12 protein-coding genes and 1 pseudogene are annotated in these 15,772 nt (G+C 54.0%); 1 reads left to right on the top strand and 12 read right to left on the bottom strand.

Annotated elements, in window-relative coordinates:
* Positions 1-60: 60 nt before the first annotated feature.
* The 6 genes from B5M42_RS00970 to B5M42_RS00945 all read right to left on the bottom strand — a co-directional run bounded on the left by B5M42_RS00970 (position 61) and on the right by B5M42_RS00945 (position 7,987).
* Positions 61-1,140, bottom strand: a complete 1,080-nt coding sequence (locus B5M42_RS00970; protein WP_167689690.1) for a YheC/YheD family protein — start codon at positions 1,138-1,140, stop codon at positions 61-63.
* Between the two features lie 223 nt (positions 1,141-1,363).
* Complete coding sequence (efeB, locus tag B5M42_RS00965) at positions 1,364-2,602, bottom strand: iron uptake transporter deferrochelatase/peroxidase subunit (protein WP_134750582.1); 1,239 nt, start codon at positions 2,600-2,602, stop codon at positions 1,364-1,366.
* A 19-nt stretch (positions 2,603-2,621) separates the two neighbouring features.
* Complete coding sequence (gene efeO / locus B5M42_RS00960; protein ID WP_230632551.1) at positions 2,622-3,800, bottom strand: iron uptake system protein EfeO; 1,179 nt, start codon at positions 3,798-3,800, stop codon at positions 2,622-2,624.
* Positions 3,801-3,865: 65 nt separating this feature from the next.
* Positions 3,866-5,350: an FTR1 family iron permease gene (locus B5M42_RS00955; protein WP_134750584.1), complete on the bottom strand. Its 1,485-nt coding sequence runs from the start codon at positions 5,348-5,350 to the stop codon at positions 3,866-3,868.
* A gap of 388 nt (positions 5,351-5,738) precedes the next feature.
* Positions 5,739-6,674, bottom strand: a complete 936-nt coding sequence (locus tag B5M42_RS00950) for an AAA family ATPase (protein WP_134750586.1) — start codon at positions 6,672-6,674, stop codon at positions 5,739-5,741.
* 308 nt (positions 6,675-6,982) lie between these two features.
* The gene (locus tag B5M42_RS00945) at positions 6,983-7,987 is read right to left on the bottom strand and encodes a glycosyltransferase family 2 protein (protein WP_134750588.1); all 1,005 of its coding nucleotides are present in this window, start codon (positions 7,985-7,987) and stop codon (positions 6,983-6,985) included.
* Between the two features lie 330 nt (positions 7,988-8,317).
* Between B5M42_RS00945 and B5M42_RS00940 the strand changes: the two genes are divergently transcribed.
* Entirely contained in the window at positions 8,318-9,181 is an 864-nt protein-coding gene (locus B5M42_RS00940; protein ID WP_134750590.1) for an aminoglycoside 6-adenylyltransferase, read from the top strand.
* Position 9,182: 1 nt separating this feature from the next.
* On the opposite strand, the gene B5M42_RS00935 is transcribed toward B5M42_RS00940, so the two are convergent.
* The 6 genes and pseudogenes from B5M42_RS00935 to B5M42_RS00910 form a co-directional block, all read right to left on the bottom strand.
* Positions 9,183-11,150 (bottom strand): hypothetical protein, encoded by a 1,968-nt coding sequence (locus tag B5M42_RS00935; protein ID WP_134750592.1) that lies wholly within the window; start codon positions 11,148-11,150, stop codon positions 9,183-9,185.
* Between the two features lie 12 nt (positions 11,151-11,162).
* Positions 11,163-12,923: a serine/threonine-protein kinase gene (locus B5M42_RS00930; protein WP_134750594.1), complete on the bottom strand. Its 1,761-nt coding sequence runs from the start codon at positions 12,921-12,923 to the stop codon at positions 11,163-11,165.
* Between the two features lie 35 nt (positions 12,924-12,958).
* Complete coding sequence (locus tag B5M42_RS00925; RefSeq protein ID WP_134750596.1) at positions 12,959-13,780, bottom strand: hypothetical protein; 822 nt, start codon at positions 13,778-13,780, stop codon at positions 12,959-12,961.
* Position 13,781: 1 nt separating this feature from the next.
* Entirely contained in the window at positions 13,782-14,492 is a 711-nt protein-coding gene (locus B5M42_RS00920) for a vWA domain-containing protein (protein WP_407946106.1), read from the bottom strand.
* A 309-nt stretch (positions 14,493-14,801) separates the two neighbouring features.
* Positions 14,802-15,485: pseudogene (locus B5M42_RS00915) on the bottom strand (serine/threonine protein kinase); the annotation flags it as partial.
* A gap of 75 nt (positions 15,486-15,560) precedes the next feature.
* Positions 15,561-15,752 (bottom strand): hypothetical protein, encoded by a 192-nt coding sequence (locus B5M42_RS00910; RefSeq protein ID WP_134750600.1) that lies wholly within the window; start codon positions 15,750-15,752, stop codon positions 15,561-15,563.
* Positions 15,753-15,772 lie beyond the last annotated feature (20 nt).

The following is a 15,772-nucleotide window of genomic DNA, read 5'->3' as shown; positions in this document are numbered from 1 at the left end:
CACAAGGACCTAGCCTGCTTGACCTGGCGGCATGCCGTACAGTCTGGCAGGCCAGCCGCATTAACGCCGCTGCCTGCCGTGGCGCTCGATGCGATCTAACACATACGCCGCATAACGAAGCGGCATTTCGTAGATCCGCTCGTACGCTTCGCGCATGCCGGCTTCGGCGAAGGCCATACGCTGGTGCCGCCCGTTCATTTCGATGAAGCTGACGCGACCGTCCCGGTCGACGCCTACATCGAGCCCGAGATCGGCAAGCAGCGGCAGCCGCTGACCGAGCCGCCTGGCAATGGCCAGCGACACGCGGTGCACTTCGGCCATCGCTGCGGCCGGATTGGCTACGCCGGTGCGCAGCAGCGTCTCTCCCGGCAGCGACGTGCCGCCACGGGCAATATTGGTAATGTGGCTTCCAGCCGCCGCCCGTTTGCCGAGCACGCCCGTGACCTTCCAGAACCCCGTGCCGTCGCGCTGCACTGCGACGCGCAGATCAAAAGGACGTCCCTCGCTGCTAGCCAGCGGAATCGCCTCCTGGATCAGATAGCTCCGCCCGCAAATCTTGCGGCGCACCCAAGCCTCTGCTGCCGATGCGCTGGCCAGCTCCTGCCTGTTGTCGCCCCACTGCAGCTTCCAGCGGCCAGTATCCGGTATCGGCGTCAGCTTAACGATGCCCCTGCCGACTGTGCCGTCAAGCGGCTTGAGATACACCGTCAGGCCGCTGCGCATCGCCTTGGCCAAGCGCTGCGCCGAATAGGGCCAGGTCGCCGGCAAATACGGCCGCAGCTCTTTATAAGCGGCCAGCAGGCGATGGATATACAGCTTGCTGTAACGATTATCGCCATTAAATACGGTGCTAGACGCCTGCAGCCGACGCATGCGCCGTTTCCCCGCTGTCGTGCCGATCAAGGTGCGGTTATGCGTAACGGGCGGAATGGCCGCCTTCACCTGGCGATAACGCCCGTTCTGCAGAATACGTCCCGTCACGTATCCCCGTCTGAGCTCTCCCAAAGTGAAATATAGCAACGTCAGCCCCAGCTTGCGCGCGCTCCGGTCGTACAGCCCGACATCCTCTTGTCCTGTCTCTTTACGCGGCAAGGCCCGATAGGTTTGCGGGTCCAGCAAAATGCCGATTGTCCGTTCCATCTCCGACCTCCCTGCATCGTCATGGAGCACGTCTTTATCACGTTTCAGTGTATCCGGTTGCGGCTTGTCCGGCCACGGCGCTTGCCCGGTTCGCCCAATCGGACAACAAAAAACTACCCTCCTTCGCATACGCGAACAAAAGGGTAGCTGAGTTGTCTGTTATTGGCTGAAACGTCTATGTGCATGCGATGCAACTTCCTTGTGCAACGTCTTGCAAACGTCGTTATCCTTCCAGCAGCGCTTGGCCCAAATACTGGCCTTCGCGCAAGCCGCCGGGACACGCAAACATCGCGCTGGCAATATGGGAGGTGTATTCATTCAGCTTATCCTGATTTTGCATCAATCGCAACATCGGAATAAACTGTTCGTCGGGATTGCGCTGAAAGCTGATAAACAGCAAACCGGCGTTAACGTTGCCGGTACGCGGGTCTACGCCATCGGTATACGAATACGCCCGCCGATGAATCTGCTGCTTGGAGTCCTTGGCCAGCCGGACATGCGAATCGGCCGGAAGCTTGCTGACATCGACCGTATCGAATTCGCCCGCCATCCCGAATGCGGCTCCAGACTCCTTGCGCCGGCCAAACGTCGCTTCCTGATCGTCCATTGAAGTGCGATCCCACGTCTCCAGCAGCATGCGAATTTTGCGATAGGCCATGTAGGTGCCGCCCTGCAGCCAAGCCGGCTCGTCGGTACCGGCCCAGAGCACTTGCTTGAAGCCGTCTTCGGTCTGGTGCAAGCCGTTGGCCGTTCCATCCTTGAAGCCGAACAAATTTCGCGGCGTCGTTCCCGATTTGGCGCTGATGAAGCCCTCCTGCATCCATTTAAGCGTCGCGCTTCCTGTCGACAAACGGATCAGGTTGCGTACAGCGTGGAACGCGACCTGCTGGTCCTCTGCGCATACCTGCACACACACGTCGCCTCCGGAGATGGACGGATCCAGATTTTCCCGCGGCATGCGAGGAATGTCGCGTAAATATTTGGGCGCCAGATGAGCAATCCCATAGCGATCCTTGCCGTTTTCTTCAAAGAAGCTGGCGCCAAAGCCGAACGTTACCGTCAGCTTGGCCGCTGGCAAATCTAGCGTTTCTCCCGTGTCGCTTGGCGGCAGCAGCGGATTGTCGCCTGACTTCATCGTACCGCCGTTCGTGCTTAAATCGCTGAACTTCGTCCATTCGCGAAATAGCTTGATGACGCCGGCGCGATCCGTCGCCGTCATCCGGAACGCAGCCAAATACATGTACGTCTGCTGGGGCGTGACAATGCCCGCCTGGTTGACGCCGTACATCGAAATACGATCGCCTTCCGCTGCGCTGGCCGTGCCGGCTGGCGACGTTTTTTTGCCCACGCCCATCACCGCGCCGACACCGACGGCGCCAAGCGCCAAACCGACGCCTGCTACTGCCGAGGTTTTCAAAAAATCGCGGCGCGATACGCCATTTTGCTTAGGCTGCTGTTCCATTCAAGATCTCCCCCGTATATTAGAGAATTGATGCCGTTTGGGTCATCAACGTCGACAGCTGGCTCAGCTGATCGCTCAGCTCGCGGATTTGCTCGGTCGTCAGCTTGTCGTAAGTTACGTATTGACCGTCTTTTTGATAGGTCATAAGCTTTTGCTCCATCAGTTGGAACTGCTTGTCGATTTGTGCGCCCAGATCCGGATTTTTTTCGTTCAAGGCAGGAATAATAGCCAGATAAACCGCTTTGGAGCCTTCTACGTTGCCGGCAAGATCAACCAGATCGATATGCGAGTAAAGCTCTTCTTCGCCAGTGATTTTGGAAGTGGCCGCTTCGTTCAGCAGCTCCATCGCGCCTGCAACCATCGCTTTAGGCTCCAGCTTGAGCGACTTGACCTGCGCCTGCAAAGCCTGCACGTCCTGCAGCAGCTGATCGGCGTATTTGTCCTGGCCGTCCAGCTTGTTGTCGAGCCACAGCGCTTTCTCGATGCGGTGGAAGCCGGTCCAGTCCGCTTCGTTCTCGACGTCGGCCAGCCGGGCGTCGATTTTCGGATCGAGTTCACCGATGCTTTCTGCGATCGGTTCAATATTTTCGTAATACAAACGCGCTTTGATATATTCGTTTTTCGCCAAATCGGCATTGCCGGCTTTCACGGCATCGGCAAATGTTTTCGTTTGCGCATACAGCTTGTCAACCTGCTCGATTACATACGCCTGATAGCCCTCAACCGCTTTGTTCAACAGCTCGGATGTATTGCCGGTCGTTTCTTTGGCGTTTTGCAGCTTGGTCAGCGCGCCGACGAGCTGGTCAGCCGTCGTTTTCAACGCGTCGAAATCTATTTTATCATAAGCCGAAGCCGAATAGATCGGCATTTCATATTTTTCCACGTCGGTGTATTCCAGCGGAAACTTTTGTCGAACGACGCTTTCATAGGACAACCAGATATCGTTGATCGATTTGCCCAATTTTTTGACATCCTCGGCATTTTTTTGACCGATGGCATCTTGCAGCTTTTTCGTTTCGGCGAGCATGTTCGTTGTGCCCGTCTGAATCGGGTTTTGCTCGGAAGCGGCCGGCTGCTGCGTTTGGGCAGCGGCTGGGGACGGGGACGGCGAAGCGGTTGTTGCGGCATCTTGACCGCAAGCACTCAAGATCAATACTGCGGCTAGCGACACGCAGCCGACGGCTAATGTTTTTTTCACGATGATTTCCTCCATGTCTCTCTATTTTACATTTGATTTCTATGAACCACACTTATAAACAGATGTTATACCTGCAAGCGGCTTTGCAAACTGACTCTGCGGCGTTTCGCCGTCTGCTGCGCCAAAATAATGGTCAGACCGGCGAGCAGGAACACCAGCTGCGGCAGCGTGCTGTACCAGGACGGATACAGGCTTAGTGCGCTGTAATCCGGTAAATAATCGTGAACGGTTGCCGGGAGTACGCCGCCCATCTGCAGGCTGTGAATGCCCGAGCCCATGAATTTGAAACACAGGTAAAAGACGATGACGCTCGATACGAGGAAAAACGGACGGATCGGCAAGCGCGAGCCTGCTTTGATCATGATTACTGCAAGCAGCGCAAGCACGCCGAACCCGGCAGCGATGCCGGCGGCCAGCTCCAGACCGGACATTTTGCCTGCCATTCCGATCAGGAAAATGACCGTCTCCAGCCCTTCGCGCACGATGGCGAAAAACGCAAGCAGCGCCAGCGACATCATGCGACCGCCGGTAAGCGCCGCACGGCTTTTGGACTCCAGATACTGCTTCCAGCGCTTCGTATCGGCATTGCGATGCAGCCAGTAGCTGACGTACAGCAGCAGAAAGCTGGCAAACACGCCGGTCCAGCCGTTAATCAGCGAGTTGTTGCGGCCGAATGCTGTTGACGACAGGAGGAACGCGACCACAAAGCCCACACCGAGGCATACCAGAATGCCTGCGGACGAACCGCCGACCACCCAGCGGCGGGCAGCGGCAGAGCCGGCTCTTTTGGCATACATCAGCAGCGCGCCGACCACCAGCAGCCCTTCCACACCCTCGCGAATCGGAATCAGCGCAGCGTCCCACCAGGAATATTGCGCGTCGGTATACGGCGTCAAAGAATCGATCATTCGCTTGGCCACGCCAACGGCTTGCGGGCGCTGGTCGGCATTGGCCGTATAAGCGTCCAGCAATACAAGATCGCGCTCTGCGTCACTGTAAACCGCTTGCGATTGGCTGACGACGTCGCCTTCAACGGCGAGCCACTGCTGCTGCAGCTGCTTGATCGCAGCGCCGGCCTGCTCCCAGTTTTGTGCTTCCAGCAGCTGACGGGTTTGCTCCAGCTTTTGCACATAAATCGCCAGCGTCATTTTCGTTTGTCCGGTATTGTCCGTGTAAGCGCCGTCCCGGTAATTGATCAGCGCAGCCTCCAGCAGCTTCGTTTCCTCCAGCGCTTTGGCATTGTCCTGCCCCACGAGCGCGAGCGAAACGGCGGCAATTCTGCGGTCGATCTCCGAGGAAACATTCAACGAATCGGCTTTGACCGCCTGCTTGTTGGCTGTCCACCACTTCTTGATTGGAGCAAATGCCGCGCTCGCTTGACTGGCGTCTGCCTGGGACAATGCGGCTTTCATTTCGGACGTATGTATAACTGCTGTTGCGAGCTCTTCCTTGGAAACCGAATCGGCGGCATAAGTCATGGAGCCAAATGCCAGCAACAGACCGACCGCCAGCAGCAGCGCGATGACGCTTCGCCGGGTTGCGCCTTTCATCCTACCATCTCCCTCGTAGATGTACATCTGTGTTCCGCAGCAAAATATGATAATGAGAATTATTATCAACGATTCGTTAATTATTATAGGTATTATGTTCTGTACTGTCAATGTGATTTTGTGGGAAAATCCACGTTTTCATGTGATGAATCCGGCAATTGTGACAAAAAAAGAACACATTTCCCGACAGCCTCAAGCTGCCGGCAAACGTGCCCGCTTCTGTTCCATCTGTTTGGCTTTAGCTACCCTTCTCCAGAGGCGATTTATCCTCGCTCCGCTGATGTCGGCCCGCTTGTTGTCCGTACGGCGGAGGCCGCAAGGCTGCAGGAAGGGCAGCTCCCCCGTCATACCTGCCCAGCGCTGTAAATCGTCAGGCCGGTTTTGCCGTTTATTTCACCTTCAAATCGTCGGGACGAATCGACATCAGCTCTTGCTTCGACGGTGTCGTCACGTATTGGCTCAGCAAGCGAACAGCTTGGTGCCGCATCGACTTTTCCAGCATGTTCCGCACATAACGCGCATTGCTGAACGTCCGCCAGCTGGCGGCCTTTTCCTCGGCCAGATGCTGCTTGAGCTTCATCAGCGTCTGCGGCAGCAAGGTGTACTCGCGCTCCTTGGCCATCAGCTCCGTTATTTGCAGCAGCTGATCGATGTTGTAATCTTCAAAATCAACCTGGATCGGGAACCGGGAAGGCAAACCGGGATTCGTTGCCAAAAACTGCTCCATTTCCTCCGGGTATCCGGCCAAGATGAGAATGAAGTCGTTTTTCCTGTCCTCCATTCCCTTCACCAGTGCGTCAATCGATTCCTTGCCAAAATCCTTGTCGCCGCCACGAGCCAGACTGTACGCCTCGTCGATGAACAAAATGCCGCCCATCGCTTTTTTCATCAGCTCCCGGGTTTTCAGCGCCGTATGACCGATATATTCTCCAACCAAGTCCGCACGTTCTACCTCGATAAAATGCCCTTTGCTGAGCACGCCCATCGCGTGAAACATCCGGCCCATCAGACGAGCCACCGTCGTTTTCCCGGTTCCCGGGCTGCCTTTAAAAATCATATGATACACATGCGAATTGCTGAGCAGCCCAGCTTCCGTCCGGTACTGGGAAATTTGCAGCAGCGCGTAGATTTCGTGCACAAGCTCCTTCACATTATCCAGACCGACCAATTGATGAAGCTCTTTGAAAATGTCGGACAACGGCCCTTCCTGAGGCGTTCGTTTCCCTGAAGGCTGTGGCTCCGCATCGCTGAGCGGCATGGCGGGAGACTCCGGCTGACGCAGCACGATGTTGATCTGTCTCGAAGGCAGGCTTCGACCACTCATGAGGATCACCTCGTTTACTTGATGGTTGTTACCACAATATACGCAGGAGCCCAGAAAGCGTGAAAGGCGTCCAGCGCCAGTCAGCTCGGGATTCTCGTATGTCGCAGATGGATCGGCGGCCGAAACTTCTTGTACCCCAATAGTTCATGTTACGCTTGGCGCAGAAGCTTTATGTATGGGCAAGGCTGGCATACCCCCGACCCACACGACAAAAAACCGGCCTTCGCCCACCTTCTCAGGGGAAAACCGGTTGATTTGCTGGTACTAGGGAAAGGCAGCGGTAGGTAGGGAGCGGCGCGAAGACGCTTTTACAAACTCACCCAATCGGGGAGTCGATACCCGCGTTCCTTCATATAAAACTCACTTTTGTGCGCCGAGATTTGCCGCGCCTTGGCAAGCTGGGTCAGCGAAAGCTCAATCTGCTGTTCCCGGAACAGCGTCTCTGCCAATTTCAGATGGAAGGTAATCATTAATTCGTCGATTCGTTCGGGCTCCCGAAAGCGTCGCTCTCTGGACTGGGCAATGCGCAAAGCTGATCTGAACCCCCATTCGTCTACCCGTGCCTTTTCTGCATAAAAATCAGCTACCCGCGCGCGCGATGCAGATGCCAGCTGCTGCGGAATCCGATAGCTGCAAGGAATCGCTTGGGCATAATAATATTCATTGCCGGCCGCAGCATATTGCATCCAGGTAAAAAAATCCTCCGACACATGCTCAGCAGGAAAAGGATGCTCGGCAGCCAGCTCTGTGCGCACCGCAGTGGCTGATGTCAAATTTGTATACCCCTTGCGTGTGCCCATGTCAATCCACGCATGCGGACCAGATATCGGATCATTGTCATGGCTCTCCAAAATTTCCAGAATAGACGGCGTTAATTTCATCGGGTCCACCACAGCGCCGTGCTCATCAACAACTTCAAAGGAAGAATAAATCACATCTACTTCGGGACGCTGTGCAAATATAGCTCGTACCGTCTCAAGACGCCGGGGGTGGCAAAGATCATCGGCATCGATATACAGAATAAACGGTGCTCCAATCCGCTTCGCCCAGGCAACGCCGGCGTTGCGGCTTTGTCCCGGTCCGATATTCACTGGATTCCAAAGAATATGGATATTGTCAGGGTGCGTTTCCTGCAGCTCGCGCAAGTAGCGTCTTCCGCTTTCATCCGGAGAAGCATCGTCAATGATAATCAGGCTCCAACAAGTATCCGTCTGGGCAAATATTCCCTTCAACGCTTCTTCCAGTGAGTATTTGCTTGCAGCGAAATCACGCGTCCAATGAGGCATTACGAAAGCAGCTCGTTCCTTGTGCATCGGCTTGCTCCTCTCAATGAATGTGATAAAATATTGCTTATTCACTGATATTATCATATATTTATATTTTTTAGCAGATGTAAACAAGGAAAAAACAGTCAAAATCGCCGCCTGACGGGAAAATATGCCCTCAGCTTCGCTTTTTCGCTGTTTTATGCCGAATTGTCGCAGAATGCTTGTATTTCGTGTCAGTTTATGCGCTTGCCCGGGAAATGAGTGATCGGATTGCAGCAGGTGTACGGGTGCTCGCTTACATGGCGCAACCATGCCCTGTTAAGGGGTCAACCGACAACGCGCCATGACCGCAACAACCTAGGAGGAGGAGGATTCATGAGAACCGAACGCGAGATGCTGGATGTGATTTTGGGAACTGCTCAAGCCGATGAACGAATCCGAGCAGTTATGATGAATGGATCGCGGGTTAATCCGCATGTGCCCGCAGACTGGCTGCGGGACTACGATATCGTCTATTTCGTAACCGAAATCGAAGCAATGAAGCAGATCAGGAGCTGGATTGAAGTGTTCGGCAAGCCGATCATTATGCAAACGCCGGATGAAGGCGCTTTGTTCAACTCCACACGTCCGGCATTCGCTTTTTTGATGCTGTTCCAAGACGGCAATCGTCTGGATCTGACGTTGTTTCCACTGGAACGGATGTCTGAATGGCAACCGGATAGCTTGAGCAAGCTTCTGCTTGATAAGGACGGTCGTTTTGAGCCGCTGCCGGCTCCCTCGGATCGCGACTACCTGACGCGTCCCCCAAGCGCTGCTGAATTTACAGATTGCTGCAATGAATTTTGGTGGGTCTGTACGTATACGGCTAAAGCGCTCTGGCGTGAAGAGCTTGTTTATGCCAAATATACGCTTGACGTTCCGATCAGACGGATGCTGACGCTGATGCTGCAATGGCAGCTCGGCGCCGCCAGCGGCTTTACATGCAATCCAGGTAAAGAAGGCCGATTTTTTCGCAATCTGCTCGCTCCGGCAAGGTGGGAAATGCTCATGCGCACGTATTCAGACGCTCAGCCCGAGGCGATATGGAAATCGCTGTTGATCATGGGCGAGCTGTTTCGCGAAGTTGCCGCCGAGGTAGCGGCGTGGATCGGCTGCCGCTACGATACCGGGCAAGATGCGCAGGTGACGGACTACTTACAACGGATGAGACACTTGCCCAAGGATGCCACACAGCTGTAACTTATCGAAACGCTTCTTCAAAAACATCGACAACTTCCCGGCTGTCATAAGGCTTGCTGCGATGAAAGGCACAAGCGCGAATATGCTGCAAACGCGGCAGGACAATCAGCTTGACCAGCAGCGGGTCTGCCCCGAGCTCGGGCAGCAGCTGGCTCGGCTCAACAGGCGGATCGATCAGGATGATTTTTTGAGCAATATTGGGCTCCTGGAAGGCTGAAATCGTTTGCTTTAACAAAGCATTGCCGCGATGACTGCAATCGGTGATGAAATGCACGGCCAACGCCGACGGTGAAAGCTGCTGCAGCAAATCCGTCTGTCCGGCGTCGAGGATCACATGAATGTGCGCGTAGTAATTCAAACGCATTTTCAGCTCGGCAACGATCGTTTCAACGCGTTCGACGTCCGAAACATCCCCTTCGATACATACCAAGGGCTCTTCGATCCGATTTTGTAAAAAATGATCCAAGCTTACCGGCTCCACTCCGTATTGCCGCAGCTTCGAGTTTCCGGTCAAATCAAGCAGCAGCGTATTTTGCCGCCGGGCCGCTACTCCCGACCATGTCAGCGCAGTCGCGGTTCGTCCGGTGTCGGCCGGACCTACGAATAGGCGGATGGCGTTTTTGATTACGTTGTCGACAATCACCACATCCTCGACACGCTGGGCGCGCAGCAGCTGGATCAATTTTTGCTGATATTCGATGATCACGGCGTCTTCTTCGCAAAGCTTGAATACCAAATTAATCAAACTTTTCAGCTTGTCTTCCATGATGGACAGCGATATGCGGTTTTGCTGTAAATCGCCGATCAATCGAACGGTTACGGCCGATATATTTTGCGGCTGGAACATCGTGTGCGTCGGCTTCAAAATCTCGTTCAAGTAGGCATTCTCCGAAGGGAGACCTTGCTCCACTTCCTTGAGCACCTCGGCCACACTGCGGTCCATCGCTTTATACACCTCAATAATATCCTTGGACAATTCCATCAGATCCATTTGCAGCGCAAGCCGGGAATCGATCAAAGCCTGCAGCTTGCCGTGATCTTCGAACACTTCCTTAACCGAAGCGACTTTATCCAAAGCCTCCCGTATTGTGTGTATACGCGTCTCAACGGTGGCTTCTGCCGCCTGAACGATCGCGGTCATTACCGAGCTAAGCTTCTCGGCAATGATACTGCCCTCGATCCCTTTGTAAGCCGCACGGTCAACCGCCAGCTGCCGGATCTGCGCAAACCGGACCTCTGCCGGGATATGCGCGCTTTTAAAAATATCCATCATTTGACGATCCAGCGTCTCCAGCATATTGATGACGCCAGCATATTGCGTATTTTCCTGCACCAACTCGTTGGCCAGCAATTGGGTATCCAGCGCATCACGCATAAAGTTGAAATCGGCATACCGTCCCATTTCCAGCACCCGCTGCTCAAGCGCTTTTGCCTGATGAACGACAGGCGTCTCCAGCGTGGCCGCAGCCTCGGAACCCGCATTAGATAGCAGGACCGTCTCTTCGAATGAACGCTGCTCGCTCGCTTTCAAGCCAACGTCTGCTCTTTCTTCAGCAGCTTGAGTTGACTCCACAGGCGGCTGAAATGCCCGTTCATCGGCCGATGCGAGCACGCGATGGTCGCCACCGATCCGCTGCGCTTCCATCACCTGCTCCACACCCGCTTGAATCGATTGCGGCGTCACTTTATCGACTTTGATTTTATGAACATCGCCGCTGATCAGCTCGGCTTCCTTATCCTTTTGATAAAAGAAAAGCACTTTGATGTCCGGATGTTTTTTCTTGATGGCGGTATCCAGCAATCTGCCTAATGCTCCGACCAAATCCTTTGGACCCAATACAATAGCATCCATGTTGGAAACAGCCGGCGGCACCGGCAGCGCCTCGATCATTTTATTGACGTTGGTTTGAAACGCGCGGTCGCCAAATCCTTTTTTGGCAAACGGCCCCAGCGAAGCCCCATAAATCATAATGTGCCCTCCTTAAAATTTTCCTTTATAGTCTTTAAAAAACTGCAAATTCAATTGCGCGTTCCGGTCATGATTGTAGACGTAAGGATAATAGTAGCCCTCTACAGCTTTCGTTTGCTTCATAAATTGCTCATCCAGACCATAAGCCGCTTGTATGAACTCATAGAGATGATCAAGGTAGACTGCCGACGCGTCGAACGTCTTTTTCTCAATTCCCGAGGCACCGTTCGGCGGAGTCGCAGCAATCTGCTTAATCTCCTTGTAATCCGCGTTAAGCAATTGATTCAAATACTGGCGCTTCTCAGCCATTGGCAAGCTCTGAACCTTCAGTTGCTCCGTCAGCTCGGCAATCGTTTTTTCACGCTCCTGCAGGATCAGCTGCATTTGCTCCAGCTTGGGGTCCGGGAGTGCGACCGCAGTTGTTTCGGGCGGCTGTTTATCGCCGCTCAACCGTTGACCGCCGCTTCCTGTCCATACCGCATACGCCAACAGCCCGGCCAAAATGACAATACCGAGCAGCGCAACAAGCTGAAGCTGACGTTTGCGCACTCGCGTACCCAAGAACTGCTCGAGCTCGCTGCTTGGCTTTTCCGGTATTGGAGGGCCAAGCTCGCGGACAGCAAGCTGCTTGTCCAGTGAACGTATAGCAATATCGACCTCCAGCGCCAAGGCGGAGTGCGGATTCAGCAGCCGAATCGTATGATACAGCTCCTTCGCAGCCCCGAGCTTGCCTTCCGCTTCAAAATGTTGTGCATGCTGAAGCAAAGTCGCATTTACATCTTCATCCACTTGGCCGGCTGGGGCAGTATGCGCAGCTACGGCTTGCGGCTTGACTGGCCCGATTGTCTCCAGACGCTGCAGCGCAGACAACCACTCGCTAAAGGTCGGGCATTGATGAAGCTCCGTGCTGGTCCAGGCCCGTTCCAGCAACGTGCCAAATCCCTCTCCCCAGCTTGCGCGAAGCGCTTCGCGCAAATACTCGTATCGGTCGCAGCGTGTTTGCAGCTCCGCAGGCGCAAAGTAGCTTTCACCCCACGCATGGGCAAAGAAAGATTCTGTGCATGCAGCCAGCATTTCACTGATCAGGATGGCCCCGGAGAAACGATCCGCATGCGGTCCCCACAGTCCGGCGGTCGTAGCCGTTTGCGGCGCATAACCGGGTGATCCTGCAGGGACATGCTCCGGCCGCTCCAGTTGAGCTGCATAAAGCTGTTCCAGATCGATGAGCTGAATGGAGCCACTCTTACCCGACGCTGCTTCGCCAGGCAGCATACCGGATAAAATTACGTTCGGCCCGGACAAGTCACAATGCGCCATTTGCCGCTGCTCCATGCCAGCCAATACCTCAGCCAATGCAAGCGCGTAGCGAAAGCTGACCGGCCGGCCAAGCGTCTCCTCCCCCAGCATGACATCCATCCAGGTAATGCCTTCAATCCACGGCATCACCACAGCATACAGCAGGTCAGGCTCCTGCCCCAGCTGTTCGGTATTGTTTTGTGGCGTCACCACCAGACGTTCACAAGCGGTTAAACCTTTTAAACCGGCATGCTTGGCTAACTGCTGGGTTTGAAAAACCATTGACGCATTCACAAACTTCGACCGGAAGACTTTCATTGCTTTTTTTTGCCGTTTGTCCTGGGTATACAACAAGTACACGATGCCTTGACGACCTTCTTGCCCATAGGGAACTCCTGGCGCAAGCGGATGCTCGCCAACCACATAATTAATGCCGTTAATTGTCAAACGGGTATGTACTTCAGGCCGAAAGCCCATCGTTTGTTCTCTCCTTCAAGGAAACAGATTTAGCTCTATGTTCGTTCCGGGAACGCCCAACGAACATGAACAACTGACATGTCGTCGCTGGAAGGATCCATCGCTTCCCGTTTCAATGCAGTCTTCAGACCGTCTTTGGAAACGGACGCAAGTCCGTCCAATGTCTGCAGCCCGTCCGAATATAACAAGACACCGCCGCTTTCCTGCCCGTTATTCAAGGATTGGCAAACCACGCGGGGCGCACCGCCGACAGGTCCCATTGCGCTATTCCATTGCTGGTTCGTATTCAAGCGTTCCCCCAATTGCTCGGAACACTCAGCGCCGTCCTTCCACAGCCGCAGCCGCACATCTCCATGCCACGCCAATACAAGTCGTCCGTTAGGAAAAAGATCATTGGGACGATCCAGTCGACCGCAAGCAAACATGGCGCCGCTGCCTTTCTGTTTTTTGGCCAACAAAACCTCTCGCAACATGCCCCTTATGGTTTCAGGAATGACGTGCTCCTGAAGCGCTATGGTCGCATCGCTCGCTTTTTCAATCAAGAATCGAGTCAGTCTGCTCTGCAGCTCATTTTCCGGCAAGGAAAGCCGGGCTAGCTCCTGGAGCCACTCAATTAAAGCATTGCCGAGAAAGCGCGCTGCAAAGTCGCCGAAGTAAGACATGCTGATTCCGTCGCAAACTACAAAGCACAAGCTGTTCTCATCCTCCAACAGCGACACGTAATCTTGTCCGTCATCGCCGCCTTCCCTGGACTCCGCAGAACGCGAATAGCCATAGTGGTATATCCATTCGACACCGGCTGCTTCCTGAATATCCGTTTCTTGCGATTGCGGAAGCTGTATTCTTACACTCGCCATATTAGCGGATCGGCGTAGCCGCAGACATTTGAAAGCCTAACGACACCAGCTCAGGATGAGTTCCCGGAAACATCATCAGCGAACCTGGTTCCAGCCGGTAGTTCGCTTCCAGCATCATTTCCCGATAGCTTTCCGGAATCGGCGACGACATGCGCCTGAGCTTGGAGCCGTATTCGTCAAGCATCGGCGTGTGCATCCCGACGCCAGGCCAACGTTTGGGCTGCGTAACGGCTTGTTCGAGCACCTCATCCGAGATAAATATATTTTCCACCAGCACACTCCCGTCCTTGACTGTCATTGCGCGAATCCGTTCCACTATCGGCTGCGGGTCCTCCCCGGTATACACACCGTCAGTCATATGGCAAACGAGCGGCGCGGGACAGTCCTGCATATTGGGCAGTTCAGCTTTTAGCAGCTTTTCAGCATACAAAAATGCTTTGGCGGTATCCGTAAAACGATAGGTTTCAAGCACGGGCAGCTCTCCCGTATTCATCAACTGATCGATTTTTTTTACACCACCTGACAGATCGTAGACCTCGTCGCTATAGGCCAGCAGCGCAATGCGATAGCGCGAAGAAATGCGGCTGCCCTTCGTGGATCGAAAAACCATTTGCCGCAAAGCGCTGTGCAGCGCATCGCGAACAATGTCAATGCGCCGTTTATTTCCCTGCAAAATCCCCATAGAGCCGCTTGCATCGAGTAAATACACGATCAGGGCCGGATTGCTTTGCGTAGCTTGGGTCGTGTACGGCGCTCCGGATGCAGCAATTGCCGGTGCAAGCTTTGCTTGAGTCTCTGGAACCGACGGCTGTACAAACGGTTCGGGCTGCGCCGGTTGGATAACTGCCGGCTCGATCTTCGTCGCCGACATCGCATTTCGTTGCATCATCGGATTAATAAACAGCGTTCGGGTAACTTGAAGGTTCGGATAAACGACAGGCTCTGAGCCGGGAAGTCCCGTATTCGCAGCGAACGAACGCAGTTGCTCCCGCAATTCGCCCATTCGTTGAAAGCGGCGATTGGGGTCCTGCTCCAATGCTTTGGAGACCACTTGCTGCAAAGACTCCGGCAAATGTGATAAAGCAGCCCCCACAGCGGTATAGTGCTGAAAGACGTATTTACCCTCTGTCAGCAAATAGAAGAGCAGCGCCCCCACTCCGTAAACATCCGTTCGCTGGTCAGTCTGCTTCTGCTCGAATTGCTCGGGAGCCGCAAAAGCAATCGTTCCCATCTGCACGGTATCGGCAAACTTGCCTTGATCGTAGCTGCGGGCAATGCCAAAATCAATTAATTGAACATTATCGTGCACATCGACCATCATATTTGACGGCTTGATATCGCGAAAAATAATTGGTTTGGCCTGAGCATGCAAATACATTAAAATATCGCATAGCTGCTGCACATATTTAATGATTTTCTCTAGCGGCATTTGCCGGGAGCAGCTTTCAAAGCGCTCTTGCAGCGTCATGCCAGAAATATATTCCATCACCAGATAGCAGCGCCCCTCGGCATCCGGCTCAAAGTAATCCGTAATTTTGGGTATATAAGGATGGGAAAGCCCCGTCAGCAATCGAGCCTCTTCCAGAAATGTCGCGGTATTATCAAGGCGGTTAATTTCTTTGACAGCCCACATCTTGCCATTCAGCTTGGCATCTTTCACCAAATAAACGTTGCCCATCCCCCCTTTGGCAATCAGTGAATCCACTTCATAGCGGTTTCCCAACACAAAACCAGGTTCCAGCAAATCGGCCACGGCTCCCCTCAGGTAACATCCTGTATGCTACACGCGATACTGCAGCTGCGAGCGGATTCCGCTATATTTATCCGCCAGCCTTAACAGTTTGCCTGCACATATTTCAGCACCTATTCCTTTTATGCGCTGTAGCTCCGCGGCCATTTGCTGCAATTCGCGTACTACATTATCCAGGTCCCTCATAATGGCTTCCTTCTCTGCATAAGCCTGTGCATTCATAACAAAGCCCCCTTCTGCAG

Source organism: Paenibacillus athensensis (assembly GCF_004514475.2).
Classification (GTDB): Bacteria; Bacillota; Bacilli; order Paenibacillales; family NBRC-103111; genus Paenibacillus_AL; species Paenibacillus_AL athensensis.
Note: the sequence above shows the minus strand (reverse complement) of the source record. Positions and strands in the feature narration are given on the sequence as shown.

Coding starts and splice junctions, on each gene's coding strand:
- efeB (WP_134750582.1), bottom strand. CDS start 2,602: ATGGAACAGCAGCCTAAGCAAAATGGCGTATCGCGCCGCGATTTTTTG.
- B5M42_RS00910 (WP_134750600.1), bottom strand. CDS start 15,752: ATGAATGCACAGGCTTATGCAGAGAAGGAAGCCATTATGAGGGACCTG.
- B5M42_RS00945 (WP_134750588.1), bottom strand. CDS start 7,987: ATGCACAAGGAACGAGCTGCTTTCGTAATGCCTCATTGGACGCGTGAT.
- B5M42_RS00930 (WP_134750594.1), bottom strand. CDS start 12,923: ATGGGCTTTCGGCCTGAAGTACATACCCGTTTGACAATTAACGGCATT.
- B5M42_RS00935 (WP_134750592.1), bottom strand. CDS start 11,150: ATGATTTATGGGGCTTCGCTGGGGCCGTTTGCCAAAAAAGGATTTGGC.
- B5M42_RS00925 (WP_134750596.1), bottom strand. CDS start 13,780: ATGGCGAGTGTAAGAATACAGCTTCCGCAATCGCAAGAAACGGATATT.
- B5M42_RS00955 (WP_134750584.1), bottom strand. CDS start 5,350: ATGAAAGGCGCAACCCGGCGAAGCGTCATCGCGCTGCTGCTGGCGGTC.
- B5M42_RS00940 (WP_134750590.1), top strand. CDS start 8,318: ATGAGAACCGAACGCGAGATGCTGGATGTGATTTTGGGAACTGCTCAA.
- B5M42_RS00970 (WP_167689690.1), bottom strand. CDS start 1,140: ATGGAACGGACAATCGGCATTTTGCTGGACCCGCAAACCTATCGGGCC.
- B5M42_RS00950 (WP_134750586.1), bottom strand. CDS start 6,674: ATGAGTGGTCGAAGCCTGCCTTCGAGACAGATCAACATCGTGCTGCGT.